Origin of the sequence: Phyllobacterium calauticae (assembly GCF_019991125.1) — a bacterium.
GTDB classification, from domain to species: domain Bacteria; phylum Pseudomonadota; class Alphaproteobacteria; order Rhizobiales; family Rhizobiaceae; genus Phyllobacterium; species Phyllobacterium calauticae.
The window spans coordinates 407,604-423,931 of the sequence record NZ_JAGENB010000003.1 but is presented as its reverse complement, the minus strand read 5'-3'; the positions used below and the strand labels follow the sequence as shown (position 1 = coordinate 423,931).

General features: G+C 58.9%; 16 protein-coding genes. 11 read left to right on the top strand and 5 right to left on the bottom strand.

The features are described 5' to 3' along the window. The 3 genes from sdhD to J1W56_RS13910 are packed head-to-tail and all read left to right on the top strand — an operon-like array spanning position 1 to position 3,028. Positions 1–384, top strand: coding sequence for a succinate dehydrogenase, hydrophobic membrane anchor protein (gene sdhD / locus J1W56_RS13920; protein ID WP_223613870.1), 384 nt, complete (start codon positions 1–3; stop codon positions 382–384). 2 nt (positions 385–386) lie between these two features. After that, positions 387–2,234: a succinate dehydrogenase flavoprotein subunit gene (gene sdhA / locus J1W56_RS13915; RefSeq protein ID WP_223613869.1), complete on the top strand. Its 1,848-nt coding sequence runs from the start codon at positions 387–389 to the stop codon at positions 2,232–2,234. Between the two features lie 14 nt (positions 2,235–2,248). After that, positions 2,249–3,028 carry a succinate dehydrogenase iron-sulfur subunit gene (locus J1W56_RS13910; RefSeq protein ID WP_105734229.1) on the top strand — a complete coding sequence of 260 codons (780 nt, stop codon included), beginning with the start codon at positions 2,249–2,251 and terminating at the stop codon, positions 3,026–3,028. A gap of 78 nt (positions 3,029–3,106) precedes the next feature. Here J1W56_RS13910 and J1W56_RS13905 read toward each other — a convergent pair whose 3' ends face one another. Next, the gene (locus J1W56_RS13905; protein ID WP_223613868.1) at positions 3,107–3,544 is read right to left on the bottom strand and encodes an OsmC family protein; all 438 of its coding nucleotides are present in this window, start codon (positions 3,542–3,544) and stop codon (positions 3,107–3,109) included. 291 nt (positions 3,545–3,835) lie between these two features. Here J1W56_RS13905 and J1W56_RS13900 point away from each other — a divergent pair, with 291 nt between their 5' ends. After that, positions 3,836–4,873: an aldo/keto reductase gene (locus J1W56_RS13900; RefSeq protein ID WP_223613867.1), complete on the top strand. Its 1,038-nt coding sequence runs from the start codon at positions 3,836–3,838 to the stop codon at positions 4,871–4,873. Between the two features lie 15 nt (positions 4,874–4,888). Here J1W56_RS13900 and J1W56_RS13895 read toward each other — a convergent pair whose 3' ends face one another. After that, positions 4,889–6,142: a ubiquinone biosynthesis hydroxylase gene (locus tag J1W56_RS13895; protein WP_223613866.1), complete on the bottom strand. Its 1,254-nt coding sequence runs from the start codon at positions 6,140–6,142 to the stop codon at positions 4,889–4,891. Positions 6,143–6,263: 121 nt separating this feature from the next. On the opposite strand from J1W56_RS13895, the gene tesB reads away from it, so the two are divergent. From tesB to J1W56_RS13865, 6 genes are all read left to right on the top strand, one after another. Beyond that, positions 6,264–7,133 carry an acyl-CoA thioesterase II gene (gene tesB / locus J1W56_RS13890; RefSeq protein WP_223613865.1) on the top strand — a complete coding sequence of 290 codons (870 nt, stop codon included), beginning with the start codon at positions 6,264–6,266 and terminating at the stop codon, positions 7,131–7,133. A gap of 253 nt (positions 7,134–7,386) precedes the next feature. Continuing rightward, the gene (locus J1W56_RS13885) at positions 7,387–7,725 is read left to right on the top strand and encodes a P-II family nitrogen regulator (RefSeq protein ID WP_105734234.1); all 339 of its coding nucleotides are present in this window, start codon (positions 7,387–7,389) and stop codon (positions 7,723–7,725) included. Positions 7,726–7,751: 26 nt separating this feature from the next. After that, positions 7,752–9,128 (top strand): ammonium transporter, encoded by a 1,377-nt coding sequence (locus J1W56_RS13880; RefSeq protein WP_223613864.1) that lies wholly within the window; start codon positions 7,752–7,754, stop codon positions 9,126–9,128. A 218-nt stretch (positions 9,129–9,346) separates the two neighbouring features. Continuing rightward, positions 9,347–11,974, top strand: coding sequence for a DNA translocase FtsK (locus J1W56_RS13875; RefSeq protein WP_223613863.1), 2,628 nt, complete (start codon positions 9,347–9,349; stop codon positions 11,972–11,974). Between the two features lie 210 nt (positions 11,975–12,184). Further along, the gene (locus J1W56_RS13870; RefSeq protein ID WP_223613862.1) at positions 12,185–12,853 is read left to right on the top strand and encodes an outer membrane lipoprotein carrier protein LolA; all 669 of its coding nucleotides are present in this window, start codon (positions 12,185–12,187) and stop codon (positions 12,851–12,853) included. Positions 12,854–12,982: 129 nt separating this feature from the next. Next, positions 12,983–13,789: an exodeoxyribonuclease III gene (locus tag J1W56_RS13865; protein ID WP_223613861.1), complete on the top strand. Its 807-nt coding sequence runs from the start codon at positions 12,983–12,985 to the stop codon at positions 13,787–13,789. A 15-nt stretch (positions 13,790–13,804) separates the two neighbouring features. On the opposite strand, the gene J1W56_RS13860 is transcribed toward J1W56_RS13865, so the two are convergent. Both J1W56_RS13860 and J1W56_RS13855 read right to left on the bottom strand, forming a co-directional pair. Next, positions 13,805–14,263 carry a cyclic nucleotide-binding domain-containing protein gene (locus J1W56_RS13860; protein WP_223613860.1) on the bottom strand — a complete coding sequence of 153 codons (459 nt, stop codon included), beginning with the start codon at positions 14,261–14,263 and terminating at the stop codon, positions 13,805–13,807. Positions 14,264–14,301: 38 nt separating this feature from the next. Beyond that, positions 14,302–14,985, bottom strand: coding sequence for a response regulator transcription factor (locus tag J1W56_RS13855; RefSeq protein WP_091879514.1), 684 nt, complete (start codon positions 14,983–14,985; stop codon positions 14,302–14,304). Between the two features lie 129 nt (positions 14,986–15,114). On the opposite strand from J1W56_RS13855, the gene J1W56_RS13850 reads away from it, so the two are divergent. Further along, positions 15,115–15,648: a L,D-transpeptidase family protein gene (locus J1W56_RS13850; RefSeq protein WP_223613859.1), complete on the top strand. Its 534-nt coding sequence runs from the start codon at positions 15,115–15,117 to the stop codon at positions 15,646–15,648. A gap of 7 nt (positions 15,649–15,655) precedes the next feature. Here the strand turns inward: J1W56_RS13850 and J1W56_RS13845 are convergent, their stop codons facing one another. Further along, complete coding sequence (locus J1W56_RS13845; protein WP_223613858.1) at positions 15,656–16,327, bottom strand: class I SAM-dependent methyltransferase; 672 nt, start codon at positions 16,325–16,327, stop codon at positions 15,656–15,658. Position 16,328: the final 1 nt, after the last annotated feature.

Below are 16,328 nucleotides of genomic sequence, written 5' to 3'. Positions count from 1 at the left end.
ATGAGTGAAATGCGTACACCGCTCAAGAAAGTCCGCGGACTGGGTTCCGCACACGAAGGGACCGAGCATTTCTGGCGCCAGCGGCTGACAGCCGTTGCCAACGTGCCGCTTATGCTGTTTTTCATCGGCCTGATCATTTACCTGCATCGCGCAAGCTATGCGGAAACCCGGGCTGCTCTTTCCCACCCGCTGACCGGGCTGGTGCTGTTGATGGTGATCATTTCGGGTCTCTATCATATGCGCCTCGGCATGCAGGTCATCATCGAAGACTACGTAACCAGCGAAGGCAAGAAGATCGCCTGTCTGATGCTCAATACGTTTTTCACCCTTGTGGTGGGCGTTGCCTGCGTCTTTGCGATCATCAAGCTGAGCTTCGGAGGCTAATCTTGGCAACTACAGACAAGAACGGGACCGCCGGCAAAGACGGCAAGGCCTATACATTCGTTGACCACAAATTCGATGTGGTTGTGGTGGGCGCCGGCGGCGCCGGTCTGCGCGCGACGCTGGGTATGGCCGAGCAAGGCTTGAAGACAGCCTGCATCACCAAGGTTTTCCCGACCCGCTCGCACACCGTTGCGGCACAGGGTGGTATCGCTGCTTCCCTGAGCAATATGGGCCCCGACTCGTGGCAGTGGCACATGTACGACACCGTCAAGGGGTCGGACTGGCTCGGTGATACGGACGCCATGGAATATCTCGCGCGTGAAGCACCGGCTGCGGTCTATGAGCTTGAGCATTACGGCGTGCCGTTCTCGCGCACCGAAGCGGGCAAGATTTACCAGCGGCCCTTCGGCGGCCACATGATGAACTATGGCGATGGTCCGCCCGTGCAGCGCACCTGCGCGGCAGCTGACCGTACCGGCCATGCGATCCTGCATACGCTGTATGGCCAGAGCCTGCGCCACAATGCGCAGTTCTTCATCGAATATTTTGCGCTGGATCTCATCCAGGATGCGGATGGCACGATCACCGGTGTCATCGCCTGGAACCTCGATGACGGCACGATCCATCGTTTTGCCGCCAAGATGGTGGTGCTGGCAACGGGCGGCTACGGCCGGTCCTACTTCTCGGCAACGTCAGCCCATACCTGTACCGGTGACGGTGGCGGCATGGTGGCGCGCGCCGGTCTGCCCCTGCAGGATATGGAATTCGTTCAGTTCCATCCAACCGGCATTTACGGTGCCGGCTGCCTGATTACCGAAGGCGCACGCGGCGAAGGCGGCTATCTCGTCAATTCCGAGGGCGAGCGCTTCATGGAGCGCTATGCGCCATCAGCCAAGGATCTGGCGTCACGCGACGTGGTTTCGCGCTGCATGACCCTGGAAATCCGCGAAGGCCGCGGTGTTGGCAAGAACAAGGATCACATCTTCCTGCATCTCGACCATCTCGATCCGGCCGTGCTGCACGAGCGTCTGCCGGGTATTTCCGAATCGGCCAAGATTTTTGCCGGTGTGGATCTGACCAAGGAACCGATTCCGGTTCTGCCGACGGTTCACTACAACATGGGCGGCATTCCAACCAACTACTGGGGTGAAGCGCTCAATCCGACCAAGGATAATCCGGACCGCATCCAGCCGGGCCTGATGGCTGTCGGTGAAGCGGGCTGTGCTTCGGTGCATGGCGCCAACCGGCTTGGTTCGAACTCGCTGATCGATCTGGTGGTCTTCGGCCGGGCGGCTGCCATTCGTGCCGGTCAGGTTATCGATCGCAATGCCAAGATCCCGACGATCAACGAGGCATCGGTTGAGAAGATCATGGAGCGCTTCGACCGCCTGCGCCATGCCAATGGCAGCACGCCGACAGCGGTCCTGCGTGAAAAGATGCAGAAGACAATGCAGGAGGACGCTGCTGTGTTCCGCACGTCGGAATCGCTGAAGTCAGGTGTCGAGCGCATGGAGAAAATCTGGAGCGAACTGCCGGACATCAAGGTCACGGACCGCTCGATGATCTGGAATTCCGACCTGGTGGAAACACTGGAGCTGGAAAACCTGATGGCCAACGCGCTGACCACGGTGGTTGCCGCCGAAGCGCGCAAGGAAAGCCGCGGCGCCCACGCCCATGAGGATTTCCCCAACCGTGACGACATCAACTGGCGCAAGCACAGCCTTGCCTGGCTCTCGCCCGAAGGTGAGGTCAAGCTTGACTACCGTCCGGTTCATCTTGACCCGCTGGTCAAGGAAGAGGACGGCGGCATCAGCCTCGCCAAGATCGCGCCGAAAGCGCGTGTGTACTAAGGGATCAGAGCATCATGGTTGAACTTGCACTTCCCAAGAACTCGAAGATGCGTCCCGGCAAGACCTGGGACCGCCCGCAGGGTGCCAACAATCTTCGGGAATACCGCATCTATCGCTGGTCGCCTGATGATGGCGAGAATCCGCGGATCGATACCTATTACGTCGATCTCGACGATTGCGGACCGATGGTTCTCGATGGCCTGTTGTGGATCAAGAACAAGATCGATCCGACGCTGACACTGCGCCGCTCCTGCCGTGAAGGCATTTGCGGTTCCTGCGCGATGAACATTGACGGAACCAACACGCTCGCCTGCACCAAGGGCATGGACGAGATCAAGGGCGCGGTCAAAATCTATCCCTTGCCGCATCTTCCCGTGGTCAAGGACCTGGTGCCGGACCTGTCGAACTTCTATGCCCAGCACCGTTCCATCGAGCCTTGGCTCAAGACGGTTTCGCCGGAACCGGCAAAGGAATGGCTGCAAAGTCACGATGATCGCGCCAAGCTTGATGGTCTCTACGAGTGCATCCTGTGCGCCTGCTGCTCGACCTCCTGCCCGAGCTATTGGTGGAATGGCGATCGCTATCTCGGACCGGCGGTTCTGCTGCAGGCCTATCGCTGGCTAATCGACAGCCGCGACGAGGCAACGGGTGAGCGCCTCGACAATCTGGAAGATCCCTTCCGGCTTTATCGCTGCCATACGATCATGAATTGCGCGCAGACCTGCCCGAAGGGATTGAACCCCGCCAAGGCAATCGCCGAGATCAAGAAGATGATGGTCGAACGCCGGGTCTAGGCGATTGGTCACGCAAGATGATTGCATAAAAACGGGCGCTTCGAGCGCCCGTTTTGTTTGGTACGTTTGACGTGTTGCTCAGGCCAGCTTTGCGTCGAGTGTGACCTGAATGGCGCCGAGTGCCTTTGACAACGGGCAGGACGCCTTTGCCTGCTCAGCAAGTTTTGAAAAGGTCGCGGCGTCGATACCGGGCACATCGCCAATGAGCGTGATGGCGCTTTTGGTGATTTCGAAACCGCCACCTGCGGCCGGGTTGATGCTGACGGTTGCCTTGGCATCAAGTTTCGTGGCCGGTGTGCCGTTTTCAGCCAGGAAATGCGAAAGCTGCATGGCGAAGCAACCGGCGTGGGCGGCGGCGAGAAGTTCCTCCGGATTGGTACCCGCTGTGCCGCTTGCGTCCTCGAAACGGGCCTTGAAATTATAGGGAAGCCCCTTCAGTGCGCCGCTTTGCGTATCAAGGGTACCACCACCGTCTTTCAAGGCGCCCTTCCAGATTGCAGTTGCCTGTCTGTCCATTGAATACTCTCCCTCGGTTGATTGGTTGGTTAAGGCTGCTTGCACCCTGTCCGTAACGCCGCAGGGTTGCAGCAGTTCCGCATCATAGGCTTGGCGGCGGAATTTGCCAGAATTGATCGTTTTGTCGTGCTGTCTGCGAAACGATATGGAAAAGCGGGATTTGATTGCTATGGTGGCGATGTCCACTGGCGCCGCTCAAACCTCCCTTGCTGCGGCCAGTGTGTCCGAAAGCTGCAGCAGAAGCTCGGCTTCGAAATCGAACATTCGTGAATTCAAAACAGGAAAATCCCCGTGAAACTGAAAAAGCTTGGCCGGACGGATATTGACGTCACGGAAATTTGCCTTGGTACCATGACCTGGGGCGTGCAGAACACCGAAGCGGATGCCCATGCGCAGATCGATCATGCGCTGGAAGCCGGAATCAATTTCATGGATACGGCCGAGATTTATGCGGTTCCGCCGACCGCCGAAACCTATGGCAAGACCGAAACCTATATCGGCAATTGGTTTGAGAAGACCGGCAAGCGCGACCGCTTTGTGCTGGCAACGAAAATTGCCGGCGGCGGACGCAACAGCTGGATTCGCGGCGGCAGTCTGATGAGCAAGACCACCATCGCGGAAGCGGTCGAAGGTAGTCTGAAACGTCTGCAGACGGACTATATCGACCTTTACCAGGTGCATTGGCCGGTTCGCGGGCATTATCACTTTGGCAACGGCTGGGAATATGCGCCGCATCAGCAGAACCGGGCCGAGGTGGTTCAACAGATCGAGGAAGCGCTCGATGGCCTTGGTGACATGGTGAAGGCGGGCAAGATCCGCCATATCGGCCTCTCCAATGAAACGGCCTGGGGAATTGCGCAATGGTTGAAGCTTGCTGAGCGCAACGACCTGCCGCGTGTTGTCTCGGTTCAGAATGAATACAGCCTCTTGCAGCGGGCATTCGACCTGGATCTGGCGGAAGTCAGCCACCATGAAGACGTCGGGCTCCTTGCCTATTCATCCCTGGCCTCAGGTGTCCTTACCGGCAAATATCTGGATGGAAAGGTGCCGGCGGGAACCCGCGGTGCGCTGCAGGATCTTTGGCGGAACAACGTGCATGCCGATCCGGCCGTCAGGGCCTATATTGCGCTTGCGCGGAAGCACGGTCTTGATGTTGCGCAACTCGCGATTGCCTTTGCATTGAGCCGACCGTTCGTCACGTCGGTCATCATTGGTGCAACATCGCTTGAACAGCTGAAGACCGATATCGGCGCTGCGGATGTGACGCTGACACCGGACGTCCTTGGTGAAATCCAGGCTATCCATCGCACCTATCCCCGCCCGCTCTGAGCGGGGAAAGCTGCTTCAGATCGGTTGACCCTGAAGCAGCTTCGGCGATGTGGTCGACAATCCCGCGGCTTGACGGATGAAAAATCCTTTGAGCCGCGGCATGCGCTCGACAAGGCCCAGTCCGAAGTCGCGCAGGGCGCGCACCGGCACATTGTCGTTGGAGAACAAACGGTTGAGGACGTCGGTGGTCACGCCCATCTGCACCGTGTCGAACCGGCGCCATGTCTGGTAGCGCTCGAGCACCGCGATGGAGCCGATGTCGAGACCGAGGCGGTCGGCATCGACAATGGTCTCGGCGATCGCCGCCGCGTCCTTGAAGCCAAGATTGAGGCCCTGACCGGCAATGGGATGGATGCCATGGGCCGCATCGCCGATGAGCGCAAAGCGCGGTTTGACGAAATCACGCGCCAGCGTCAGGCCAAGCGGGAAGGCCTTGCGCGGTCCTTCGACCCGCAATTCTCCCAGTTTCAGGCCAAAACGCTGTTCGAGCTCGGCTTCGAACACGAAATCATCTTCCCTGATCAACCGCTCCGCGTCCGCAGTGCGCTCGGTCCAGACAAGCGAGGAGCGGTTGCCGCTGAGCGGCAGAATGGCAAACGGGCCCGCGGGGAGAAAATGCTCTTCCGCGCGACCGTTGTGCGGCCGTGCATGGGCGACCGTGCAGACGATACCCGACTGGCCGTATTCCCAGTTCACGGTTTTGATACCCGCCATATCGCGCAGCCGCGATTTGACGCCGTCGGCCGCCAGCAGCAGGCGCGTGCGCAGCATCTTGTCATCGCCGTAACGCACGGTGAGGTGCACGTCGCCATTGTCAAAACCATGGACGGGTGTCCCCTCGACAAAGGTGACGCCGATCTGTTCGGCTTTCGAACGCAAGGCGGCGTTGAGGTCGCGGTTTTCCACCATATGGGCGAAGGGTTCACCAGGCTCGACTTCGCCATTGAAGGTCAGGAAGACCGGGCGGACCGGATCGGAGGTGCGCGAATCCGTGACGATCATCTCGTTGATCGGTTGTGCCTTCGGCAGGATTTCCTCCCAGCAGCCGAGCCGGTCGAGCATGCGGCTCGCAGCGGCGGCAATGGCCGAGGCGCGGGTGTCTTTGCGCCAGACACCAGCTGGTGCCGCGTCGATCACCGTGACAGCCAGGTGCGGCGCAGACGATTTCAGTGCAACGGCGGTCGCCATGCCGACATAACCGGCGCCCGCAATCACGATATCGGTGCTGCCAGGGACTTCTGATGTATGTGTACGGGTTCTTTCAGCCATGATTGCCTCCGGTTTCCCTTTGCTCTTGCGCCGACGTGGCGCTTGACTTGTTCACCTGTTCCTGTTGCAAGCGGATTCAGGCACTATTATGCCGACCGTACGAACAGGAGTCGCGCCCGTCATGTCTGATGCCATGAAAGAGCTTTTGTCCATACTCGACCTTGAGACACTTGAACACAACCTGTTTCGAGGTCGCAGCCCGCAGGTCGGCTGGCAGCGGGTGTTTGGCGGTCAGGTCATCGGCCAGGCTTTGGTGGCGGCGCAGCGCACGGTCGATCCCGAGCGTCACGTCCACTCCCTGCACAGCTATTTCATGCGTGCGGGCGATCCGAAAGTGCCGATCATCTACGAGGTGGATCGCATCCGCGACGGCGCGAGTTTCACCACCCGGCGCGTGGTGGCGATCCAGCACGGGCATGCGATTTTTTCGCTGGAGGCGTCATTCCAGATCGAGGAAAAAGGACTTGAGCACCAAAAGCCGATACCCCTCGATGTTCTCGCGCCGGAAAAGCTGATGAGCGACAAGGACCTCAAGGAGCAGTATCTGCAGAATGCGCCAGCCAATGTGCGCAAATATTGGGAGCAGGACCGTCCCATCGAGATGAAGCCGCTGTCCCTGACCCATTACTTCACGCGGGAAAAGCTGCCGCCGGAGCAGAACGTCTGGATCAGGACAACGGGCCCGGTTCCAGATGACCGCGCTCTGCGGGCGGCGGTTCTGGCCTATCTCTCGGATATGACATTGCTGGATACCTCGCTCTATGCCCATGGCCGCTCGATTTTCGATAAAGATTTGCAGGTCGCAAGCCTGGATCACGCCATGTGGTTCCACCGCCCCTTCAATTTCGACGATTGGCTGCTTTATACGGCAGACAGCCCGAGCGCTGCCGGTGCCCGTGGCTTCAATCGAGGCGCCTTGTACAGCCGCGATGGCACTCTGATTGCCTCGACGGCTCAGGAAGGCCTAATTCGTGTGCATCCGGCCGAGTGAAAATCGACCACGCAGATTGAAATGCCTAATTTTTAGGCACGTTGCCGGATAATGTATTGTGCACTGCCGAACTGATAAAAATATCCATATATAATCAATGCCTTAGTATTATTTTTCGAGTCTGGCACGGAACTTGAATACTCCTCACCAGTCGCCAAGGGCCATCAAGGCTTAGGGGATGGGTTCAACGCGGGTTGCTGCCGTTCAGGTAATTCCACCTGAGGGGTGCCGCGCTAGCGCAGGGGTATAGTCAATGAAAATTGTGATGGCCATCATCAAGCCGTTCAAGCTGGACGAAGTGCGCGAAGCACTTACCGCTGTCGGCATCCAGGGCCTGACCGTCACCGAGGTGAAGGGTTATGGCCGCCAGAAAGGACACACCGAGATTTATCGTGGCGCGGAATATGCCGTCAGCTTTCTTCCCAAACTGAAAGTGGAAGTGGCTGTCGCGTCAGAGCTCGTCGACACCGCCGTTGAAGCCATCACCACGGCCGCCAAAACCGGCCAGATCGGTGACGGGAAGATTTTCGTTCTCAGCATTGATCAGGCCGTCCGTATCCGTACGGGCGAAACTGACACCGATGCGCTTTGAGTCATTTGGGGTTTAAGGAGAAAATAATGAAAATTCCAACCAGTCTGACATCCGCGGTGCGCAGTACCCTTCTGGGTTCGCTGGCGCTGACCGCATTCGGTTCGCTGGCCGCACTCGCTCAGGAAGCGGCGCCTGCGGTAGCGGATGCCGCCGCAGCCGCTGCGCCGACTGTCAACAAAGGGGATACCGCCTGGATGATGATCTCCAGCGTCCTCGTCCTGTTCATGATCGTTCCGGGCCTTGCGCTGTTCTACGGCGGTCTCGTCCGTGCCAAGAACGTGCTTTCCGTTCTGATGCAGTGCACCGGCATTGCTGCCGTCGTCATGATCATCTGGGTTTTCTACGGTTACTCCTTCGCCTTCGGCGGCGGCACCAGCCCTTACTGGGGCGGTCTTGGCAAGGTTTTCCTTTCCGGCGTGACGCCGGCTTCGGTTGCGGCAACCTTTACCAAAGGCGTTGGTATTCCCGAGTATGTGTTCATCTGCTTCCAGATGACCTTTGCCGCCATTACGCCGGCACTGATCATCGGTGCTTTTGCCGAACGCATCAAATTCTCGGCAACGATCCTGTTTGTCATCCTCTGGGTCACGTTCGTCTACTTCCCGATCGCCCATATGGTCTGGGATTCCAATGGCCTGATCTATGGCTGGGGCGCGCTTGATTTTGCCGGCGGCACCGTCGTTCACATCAATGCCGGTATTGCTGGTCTCGTCGGTGCTCTCGTCATCGGCAAGCGTGCCGGTCTTGGCCGTGACATGATGGCGCCGCACTCCATGCCGCTCACCATGATCGGTGCCTCGATCCTGTGGGTCGGCTGGTTCGGCTTCAACGCCGGTTCGGCTCTCGAGGCCAACGGCATCGCGACGCTGGCGATGATCAACACCTTCACGGCAACGGCCGGTGCGATCATTGCATGGGTTGTGATCGAAGCACTCGCCCGCAAGACGGCTTCGATGCTGGGTGCCGCATCCGGCGTTGTTGCCGGTCTGGTTGCAGTAACGCCTGCTGCCGGAACCATCGGTCCGGTTGGCGCTATCTTCCTTGGCGCCATTGCCAGCATCATCTGCTACTACATGGTGGCCGTGGTGAAGCCGAAGCTCGGCTATGACGACAGCCTCGATGTCTTCGGTGTGCATGGTATTGGCGGTATCATCGGCGCCATCGGCACCGGCTTCCTCACCAGCACGGCGCTTGGCGGCGTCGGTTATGCGGAAGGCGTCACCATGGGCGCGCAGGTGTTCGTGCAGATCAAGGCCGTGCTCGTCACGCTGGTCTGGAGCGGCATCGGTTCGCTGATCCTCTACAAGATCGTCGATGTCGTTGTTGGCCTGCGTCCGACCGCTGAAGCCGAATCCATCGGTCTCGACCTCACCTCCCACGGTGAAGCGGCCTACCACAATTAATGGACGGCTTTTGACAGGAACTGAAAAGGGCCCGGTTTTCCGGGCCTTTTTTGTTGCGGCAGGCCAGCTTGTCGAACCCGGGACGGCAACTCCGCCAATGTAATTTCGCTCGGGCTCGCCATGGTTAATGCCCCCTTAACCATCCGCGCCGTAACGTGGGAATCGAATCTGCGGTTACTCACGACCGCCGTGCGTGCGTTTACTTAGGGCGAGATTTCATGCGTCAAGGATATTCAGCCTCCTATGCGATCGAAGAAAACCGGCACGGGTTGACGACCCTTTTCCGCAGACAGATCCAGATTGTCTGGGGATTGGCGCTGTTTTGCTTCGTTGCCTTTGCCATTGGCAGCCTTGCGACCTGGAACGTGATCGATCCGAGCTTCAGCCACGCCACTTCCAATCCGGTTCGCAATGCCCTTGGCTATGCCGGCGCGGTCTTTGCCGACCTCGGCATGCAGTTCTTCGGCCTTTCGACGGTTGTCGCGCTCATGCCGGCCCTGTTCTGGGGTGGTCTGATGCTGACCGGCCGTGGCGTCGACCGTTTGCCGCGGCGGGCGATTGCCTGGTTCGGCGCATCGCTGATGGCGGCGGCCATTGCCGGCTGCTTCACCATCCCCGCAAGCTGGCCGATGCCGATCGGGCTGGGCGGTGTTTTTGGCGACATGGTTCTCAAAATACCGGCAATCTTCACCGGAACATTCCCGCGCGGCGGTCTGGCCATGATCCTGGTCGCCGTTCTCGCTTTGCCGACGCTGTGGGTTTTCGGCTTTGCCAGCGGTCTGACCTATCGCGACAGCGAACCGGTCGTCGCCAAGAAGTCCGGCCGTCACGTGGCGCAGGAAGAGGACTTTGACGAAGAGGACGAGGATGACGAGGAAAGCGAAGGCGGCCGCTGGCTGGCGCTCGGCGCACTGACCCACTGGTTCCTCAGCATCAAGGCGCTCTTCCGCCGTCTGTTCGGGCGCAGCGCCGGGCTTTACAGCAGTGCGCGCAGTGCGGCGGCACGGCACAATGACGACGATCTCTTCGCCGATGCCCCGACTGCACGGCAGAACGGGGCACGCCGCGAGCCAGGTTTCTATGACGAAGCGCCGCGCATTGAGGCGCCGTCAATCGACATCGGCAATGATGGTTTCGGCCACGAACCCGATGACTACGATCCGATCGCTTTCAGCGAAGACGATGAAGTGGATGATTGGGCGCCGCAGGCAGCGCCCGCGCGCCCGACAGCAATACCCGGCGGCAAGGCGCGGATCGCCACCCCAGCCCCGGCCCCTCGGACCGGCGCGCGCGTGCAGCGCGAAGCCCAGACATCCCTGATCAAATCCGACGAATTTGAAATGCCGCCGCTGCATTTCCTCAGCGAACCGAAGAACGTGGTCCGCAACCCGAGCCTTTCGAAGGAAGCGCTTGAGCAGAATGCGCGGCTGCTGGAAGGCGTGCTTGAAGATTTTGGCGTCAGGGGTGAAATCATCCATGTGCGCCCGGGTCCTGTCGTAACGCTGTATGAGCTGGAACCGGCTCCGGGCATCAAGTCGTCGCGTGTCATCACGCTGGCCGATGACATTGCCCGCTCGATGAGTGCCATTGCAGCGCGTGTTGCCGTCGTGCCGGGCCGTAATGCCATCGGTATCGAACTGCCAAACCAGACCCGCGAAATGGTTTTTCTGCGGGAATTGCTGGCCAGCCGCGATTTTGAGCAGACCAAGACCAAGCTGGCGCTGGCGCTGGGCAAGACCATCAATGGCGAGGCCGTCATCGCCGATCTGGCGAAGATGCCGCATCTGCTCGTTGCCGGTACCACCGGCTCGGGTAAATCCGTTGCCATCAACACCATGATCCTGTCGCTGCTTTACCGCATGACCCCGGAACAGTGCCGGCTGATCATGATCGATCCGAAGATGCTGGAACTGTCGATCTATGACGGCATTCCGCATCTGCTCACGCCCGTCGTGACCGATCCGAAGAAGGCCGTCGTAGCGCTGAAATGGACCGTCAAGGAGATGGAAGACCGCTACCGCAAGATGTCCAAGGTCGGCGTGCGCAACATCGACGGCTTCAACCAGCGGGTTGAACAGGCGCAGAAGAAGGGCGAGCGGATTGCCCGGACCGTGCAGACCGGCTTCGACCGGGCAACGGGCGAGGCGGTCTACGAGACCGAAGAGCTGGATCTGCAGCCCATGCCCTATATCGTCGTGATCATCGACGAAATGGCCGATCTGATGATGGTGGCCGGCAAGGACATCGAAGGCGCTGTCCAGCGTCTGGCGCAAATGGCGCGTGCTGCCGGTATTCACGTGATCATGGCGACACAGCGTCCGTCGGTCGACGTCATTACCGGCACGATCAAGGCGAACTTTCCGACCCGCATTTCCTTCCAGGTCACATCCAAGATCGATTCGCGCACCATTCTGGGTGAGCAGGGCGGGGAACAACTGCTCGGCATGGGCGACATGCTCTACATGGCGGGCGGCGGGCGTATCCAGCGGGTGCACGGACCGTTTGTCGGTGACGACGAAGTAGAAAAGATCGTCAATCATCTGAAACTGCAGGGTGTCCCCGAATATCTCGATGCGATCACGGAAGAGGACGACGAAGACGATATGGGCGGTGGCCCGGCCGGGACATCCAATCTTGAAGATTCGGATGATCCTTACGATCAGGCTGTTGCCGTGGTGCTGCGCGACAAGAAGGCGTCCACCAGTTACATCCAGCGCCGCCTCGGCATCGGTTATAACAGAGCAGCCTCGATCATCGAGCGCATGGAGCAGGAGGGCATCGTCGGCCCTGCCAACCATGCGGGCAAGCGCGACATTCTCGTGCCGACACAGGACGATGATTTTTAAGCGCCGTTACGTAGCATTTTCGCCTGCGCGTCCTGTAACGGGCGCAATGAATGACTACATAACAGCATGATCCAGCGTTACGTAACCGGTGTTTATGCCGATGCGTCACGAATTTGAGGAACAAGTTGCGGTTTCCCGCCGTTTCTCGGCCATAGTCAGGTCAAACTGACCGGGTATACAGCAAGAGAATAAGACAGGAGACATAACACCATGACAACGACCAAAGCTTCGTTTCGCACGATTGGCACCTTTGCCCGGACATGTGCTGCGGCTTCCGTGGTTGGCATGGGGCTGCTTCTTGGCGCGGCTGGCATTTCCGGACAGGCAAACGCTCAGGCGGCACCTGCCGCCATCAATGGCGCACAGCAGATCGCCAACCAGTTTTCCAGCGTGAAGACGATGACCGGTGACTTTGTTCAGTTCGGTCCGCGCGGTGAGCAAACCGAAGGCACGTTCTATATCGAGCGTCCAGGCAAGATTCGCTTCACCTACAACAAGCCATCGCCGATCCGTGTCATTTCCGATGGTGAATCCGTCGTGATCAACAACCGCAAGCTCGACACGTGGGATCTCTATCCCCTGTCGAAGACACCGTTGAAGCTGCTCCTCGCCGACCAGATCGACCTGACCGGCGATCGGGTGAAATCCGTGAAGGAAGAGCCCGACATGACCACGATCGTCCTCGGTGACAAATCTGTCTTCGGCAACTCGACCATCAAGATGATGTTCGATCCGAAGACCTATGAACTGCGCCAGTGGACGATCACCGATGCGCAGGGCCTTGATACGACGGTTATGATCACCAATGTCCGCAAGGACGTGAAGTTCGCCAAGGACATGTTCACAATCGACTACACGCGCATCGCCATGAAGCGCTGACCGCATTCATCGTTCCCAGGGCCGCATCGTTGCACCAATCGCGTGTGGACGAGCGGCCTTTCGATTTTCAATCGCAGCAGAGATGGTCTAGTCTCGCGTCAATCCATTCTGTCGCGAGATCCCTCCCCCATGCCTTTCTCCGTTGCCACCTGGAACATCAATTCCGTGCGCCTGCGTCTTGATCTGGTCCTGCAATTCCTGCGGGATTACCAGCCGGATGTCCTGTGTCTGCAGGAGACGAAATGTCCCGATGATCTCTTCCCGCGTGAGGCCTTCCATATGGCCGGCTATGAACATATCGAGATCAGCGGCCAGAAGGGATATCACGGCGTTGCCACGCTCTCACGGCGGCCGTTGTCGGAGCCGGCGCGGGTGGGTTTCTGCAACATTGCCGATTGCCGTCATCTGAGCACGATTGTCACGGCCGGAGCGAAGCGGCTACGCATCCATAATTTCTACGTGCCTGCGGGCGGTGACGAGCCGGATCCGGTCATCAATCCGAAATTCGCGCACAAGCTCGGCTTTCTCGAAGAAATGAAGGCGATGAATGCCGTTTATGGTGATGGCCATGCCTCGTTGCTCGTCGGTGATCTGAACATTGCGCCGCTCGAAACCGACGTGTGGTCGCACAAGCAGCTGCTGAAAGTGGTCAGCCATACGCCAATCGAGACGGAAACCTTTGAGGCCCTGCGCAAGAACGGCGGCTGGAGCGATCTGATGCGCCATTACATTCCGCCGCACGAAAAGATCTATACGTGGTGGAGCTACCGCGCCGCTGATTGGGCCGCGGCTGATCGCGGTCGCCGTCTCGATCACATCTGGGGGTCACCGGATCTGGAAAATGATCTTGCCAGCATCACCGTCCTGCGCGAAGCGCGCGGCTGGGATCGTCCGTCCGATCATGTGCCGGTCATTGCCCGGTTCAATCTGGATTAAGGATCGCTTGAGCCGTTACTGGCTGCCGAACAGATGCTCATATCTGCTGATTGCCGCGATCATCTCGCTCAGGTCTGCGGAAATCTGGGTATGGAGCGCGGCGGCAATTTCCGGGTACTCCTCAAGAATACGCCGGAACAGCGAGCGATTGAGACGGATGACTTCGGTTTCCGTGTCCGCCATGGCGCTGGTGAGGCGTTTTGTCTGGGCGATGATCGCCATTTCGCCGAGAACCGCGCCGGCGCCCACACTCTTGAGCACGACACGCCCCGACTGGCCTTCGCGGAACAGCGAAATGGTTCCTCGATCGATCACATAGGCGCAATCGGCGGACTGGCCTTCGCGGTAGAGTTCGCGGCCTTCCCTCAGGACGAGGCGCTCTGTCCCAAAGGCAAGCAGACGCAACTGGTCGCGGGTGAATGTCCCGAACAGTCCCACTGTTTCCAGAATGCGAATATCATCTTCAATTGCCATGTAAGAACAGACATATACCTAGATTGACCTGATCGGCATCAAGGAATGAGTTTGTATCCCCCGCTTTCGGTAACAAGTATGCTTGAATTCGACGGGTCGTGCTCGATTTTTTGTCGTAACCGGTAGACGTGGGTCTCCAGCGTGTGGGTCGTCACACCGGAATTGTAGCCCCAGACCTCTTCCAGCAGCACATCACGGGTGATGACCTTGCCGCCGGCACGGTAAAGATACTTGATAATCGCGACTTCTTTTTCCGTCAGCCTGATCTTGCCGCCCTTGGCGTCGATCAGCATTTTCTGGCCGGGTTTGAAAGTGTACGGGCCGACAACGAAGGTCGCGTCCTCGCTCTGTTCGTGCTGGCGCAATTGCGCGCGGATGCGTGCCAGCAGCACGGCAAAGCGGAATGGCTTGGTGACATAGTCGTTGGCGCCTGATTCGAGGCCGAGAATCGTATCCGAATCAGTGTCGTGGCCCGTGAGCATGATCACGGGTGCCTTGAACCCGCCTTTGCGCAGAAGCTTGACCGCTTCCCGCCCGTCCATGTCGGGAAGGCCCACATCCATGATCAGGAGATCAACGACGCCATTGCGCGCGGACTGGATACCCTTGGTCGCATTGTCTTCCTCGATGATCTGGAACTCTTCATAGAGGCTCAGCTGCTCGACCAGGATGGCGCGAAGATCAGTATCATCATCGACGATAAGAATGGTGCGTGCTGTCATATGGTTTCCCGCCCGTGCAAAGAAGTGGTTGGAATTTAAGTCGAATTGTTCCGGAAAGAAAGAGGACTGGCTTGATATTGCTTATGCGGCGCATCAGTCTGACATAAAAATGCTTTTTATGAGGCAAGTATGAGTCGCACCGCGTTGAAAATGATCGATGTTCGCCGCAAACCCGGCCACCGCAGCCGCGGGCAATTGATCGCTGGCCAGATGGTTTTGCATTGCGCCCTGGGAAAGGGCGGGATCACCGCCTTCAAACGCGAGGGCGACGGGGGAACGCCATTGGCGCGCATGCGGCTGCTCTATGGCTTCAAACGCCCCGACAAACGGGTGATCGCACCGACTGGCCTCAACTTGCGCGCATTGCGCCGCACCGACGGCTGGTGCGAAGTGGGTGATGACCGCAATTACAATCGCAAGGTACGCATTCCCTACGACGCCAGCCATGAAACCATGTGGCGCAAGGACGATCTCTATGACGTCTGCATCGTCATGGACTGGAACATCAGGCCAAGGCGGCGTTCCGGCGGCAGTGCCATTTTCTTTCATCTGGCACGGCCCGGCTATACCCATACGGAAGGCTGCATCGCCCTGAATCGGCTGGATATGGACCGGTTGCTGCCATTTCTGTCACCGGAAACGGTTATCCGGGTCTTGCGCTAGAGCCCTGCTAGCGGCGGAATCGCCAGACAGTGGTGCGTTTCACTTCCGAATCTTCGAGAATGCGCGTGACCGGCACCGCATAGACCGCCAGTTCTTCCAGCAGGTTTTTCGGGAAATATGAGCGGCCGGGATCGCCGACAATCACGCTCGCCCCGCGCGCGGCGAGCGCCGTGAACCATGGGACGAGCCGTTCCGCCAGCGGCTTTTCATAGAAGACGTCGCCGGCCAGGACGATGTCCCAATCATGGTCCGTATCGATCAGGTCGTGAATGAGGGTTTCGACCGCGACGCCGTTGGCATCGGCGTTGAGAAGGATGGCCGGGCGGGTAAAGGGGTCGATGTCGCAGGAGGTGACACGTGCCGCACCGGCCATTGCAGCGGCGATGCCGACAAGACCGGAACCGGAAGCGAAATCGAGAACGGTCCTGTTCTTCACCGTATCAGGATGATCGAGGACGTAACGTGCAACGCCCTGGCCGCCAGCCCAGGCAAACGCCCAGAAGGGTGGCGGCAGGCCAATGGTCGCCAGTTCCTCTTCCGTCTTGTGCCAGAGATCATGGGCTTCATCGGCCAGATACAGGTTTATCTCCGGCACATGCGGCGGCGCCTGCAGCGTGGTGTTCGCCCGAACAAAGCGCCGGTAGCGTTCGCTGTTGGGATCAAGCGCCTGCTCATCCATG

Coding starts and splice junctions, on each gene's coding strand:
- J1W56_RS13870 (WP_223613862.1), top strand. CDS start 12,185: ATGACAACGACCAAAGCTTCGTTTCGCACGATTGGCACCTTTGCCCGG.
- J1W56_RS13850 (WP_223613859.1), top strand. CDS start 15,115: ATGAGTCGCACCGCGTTGAAAATGATCGATGTTCGCCGCAAACCCGGC.
- J1W56_RS13895 (WP_223613866.1), bottom strand. CDS start 6,142: ATGGCTGAAAGAACCCGTACACATACATCAGAAGTCCCTGGCAGCACC.
- J1W56_RS13905 (WP_223613868.1), bottom strand. CDS start 3,544: ATGGACAGACAGGCAACTGCAATCTGGAAGGGCGCCTTGAAAGACGGT.
- J1W56_RS13880 (WP_223613864.1), top strand. CDS start 7,752: ATGAAAATTCCAACCAGTCTGACATCCGCGGTGCGCAGTACCCTTCTG.
- J1W56_RS13885 (WP_105734234.1), top strand. CDS start 7,387: ATGAAAATTGTGATGGCCATCATCAAGCCGTTCAAGCTGGACGAAGTG.
- J1W56_RS13845 (WP_223613858.1), bottom strand. CDS start 16,327: ATGGATGAGCAGGCGCTTGATCCCAACAGCGAACGCTACCGGCGCTTT.
- J1W56_RS13910 (WP_105734229.1), top strand. CDS start 2,249: ATGGTTGAACTTGCACTTCCCAAGAACTCGAAGATGCGTCCCGGCAAG.
- J1W56_RS13865 (WP_223613861.1), top strand. CDS start 12,983: ATGCCTTTCTCCGTTGCCACCTGGAACATCAATTCCGTGCGCCTGCGT.
- sdhD (WP_223613870.1), top strand. CDS start 1: ATGAGTGAAATGCGTACACCGCTCAAGAAAGTCCGCGGACTGGGTTCC.
- J1W56_RS13855 (WP_091879514.1), bottom strand. CDS start 14,985: ATGACAGCACGCACCATTCTTATCGTCGATGATGATACTGATCTTCGC.
- J1W56_RS13875 (WP_223613863.1), top strand. CDS start 9,347: ATGCGTCAAGGATATTCAGCCTCCTATGCGATCGAAGAAAACCGGCAC.
- J1W56_RS13860 (WP_223613860.1), bottom strand. CDS start 14,263: ATGGCAATTGAAGATGATATTCGCATTCTGGAAACAGTGGGACTGTTC.
- tesB (WP_223613865.1), top strand. CDS start 6,264: ATGTCTGATGCCATGAAAGAGCTTTTGTCCATACTCGACCTTGAGACA.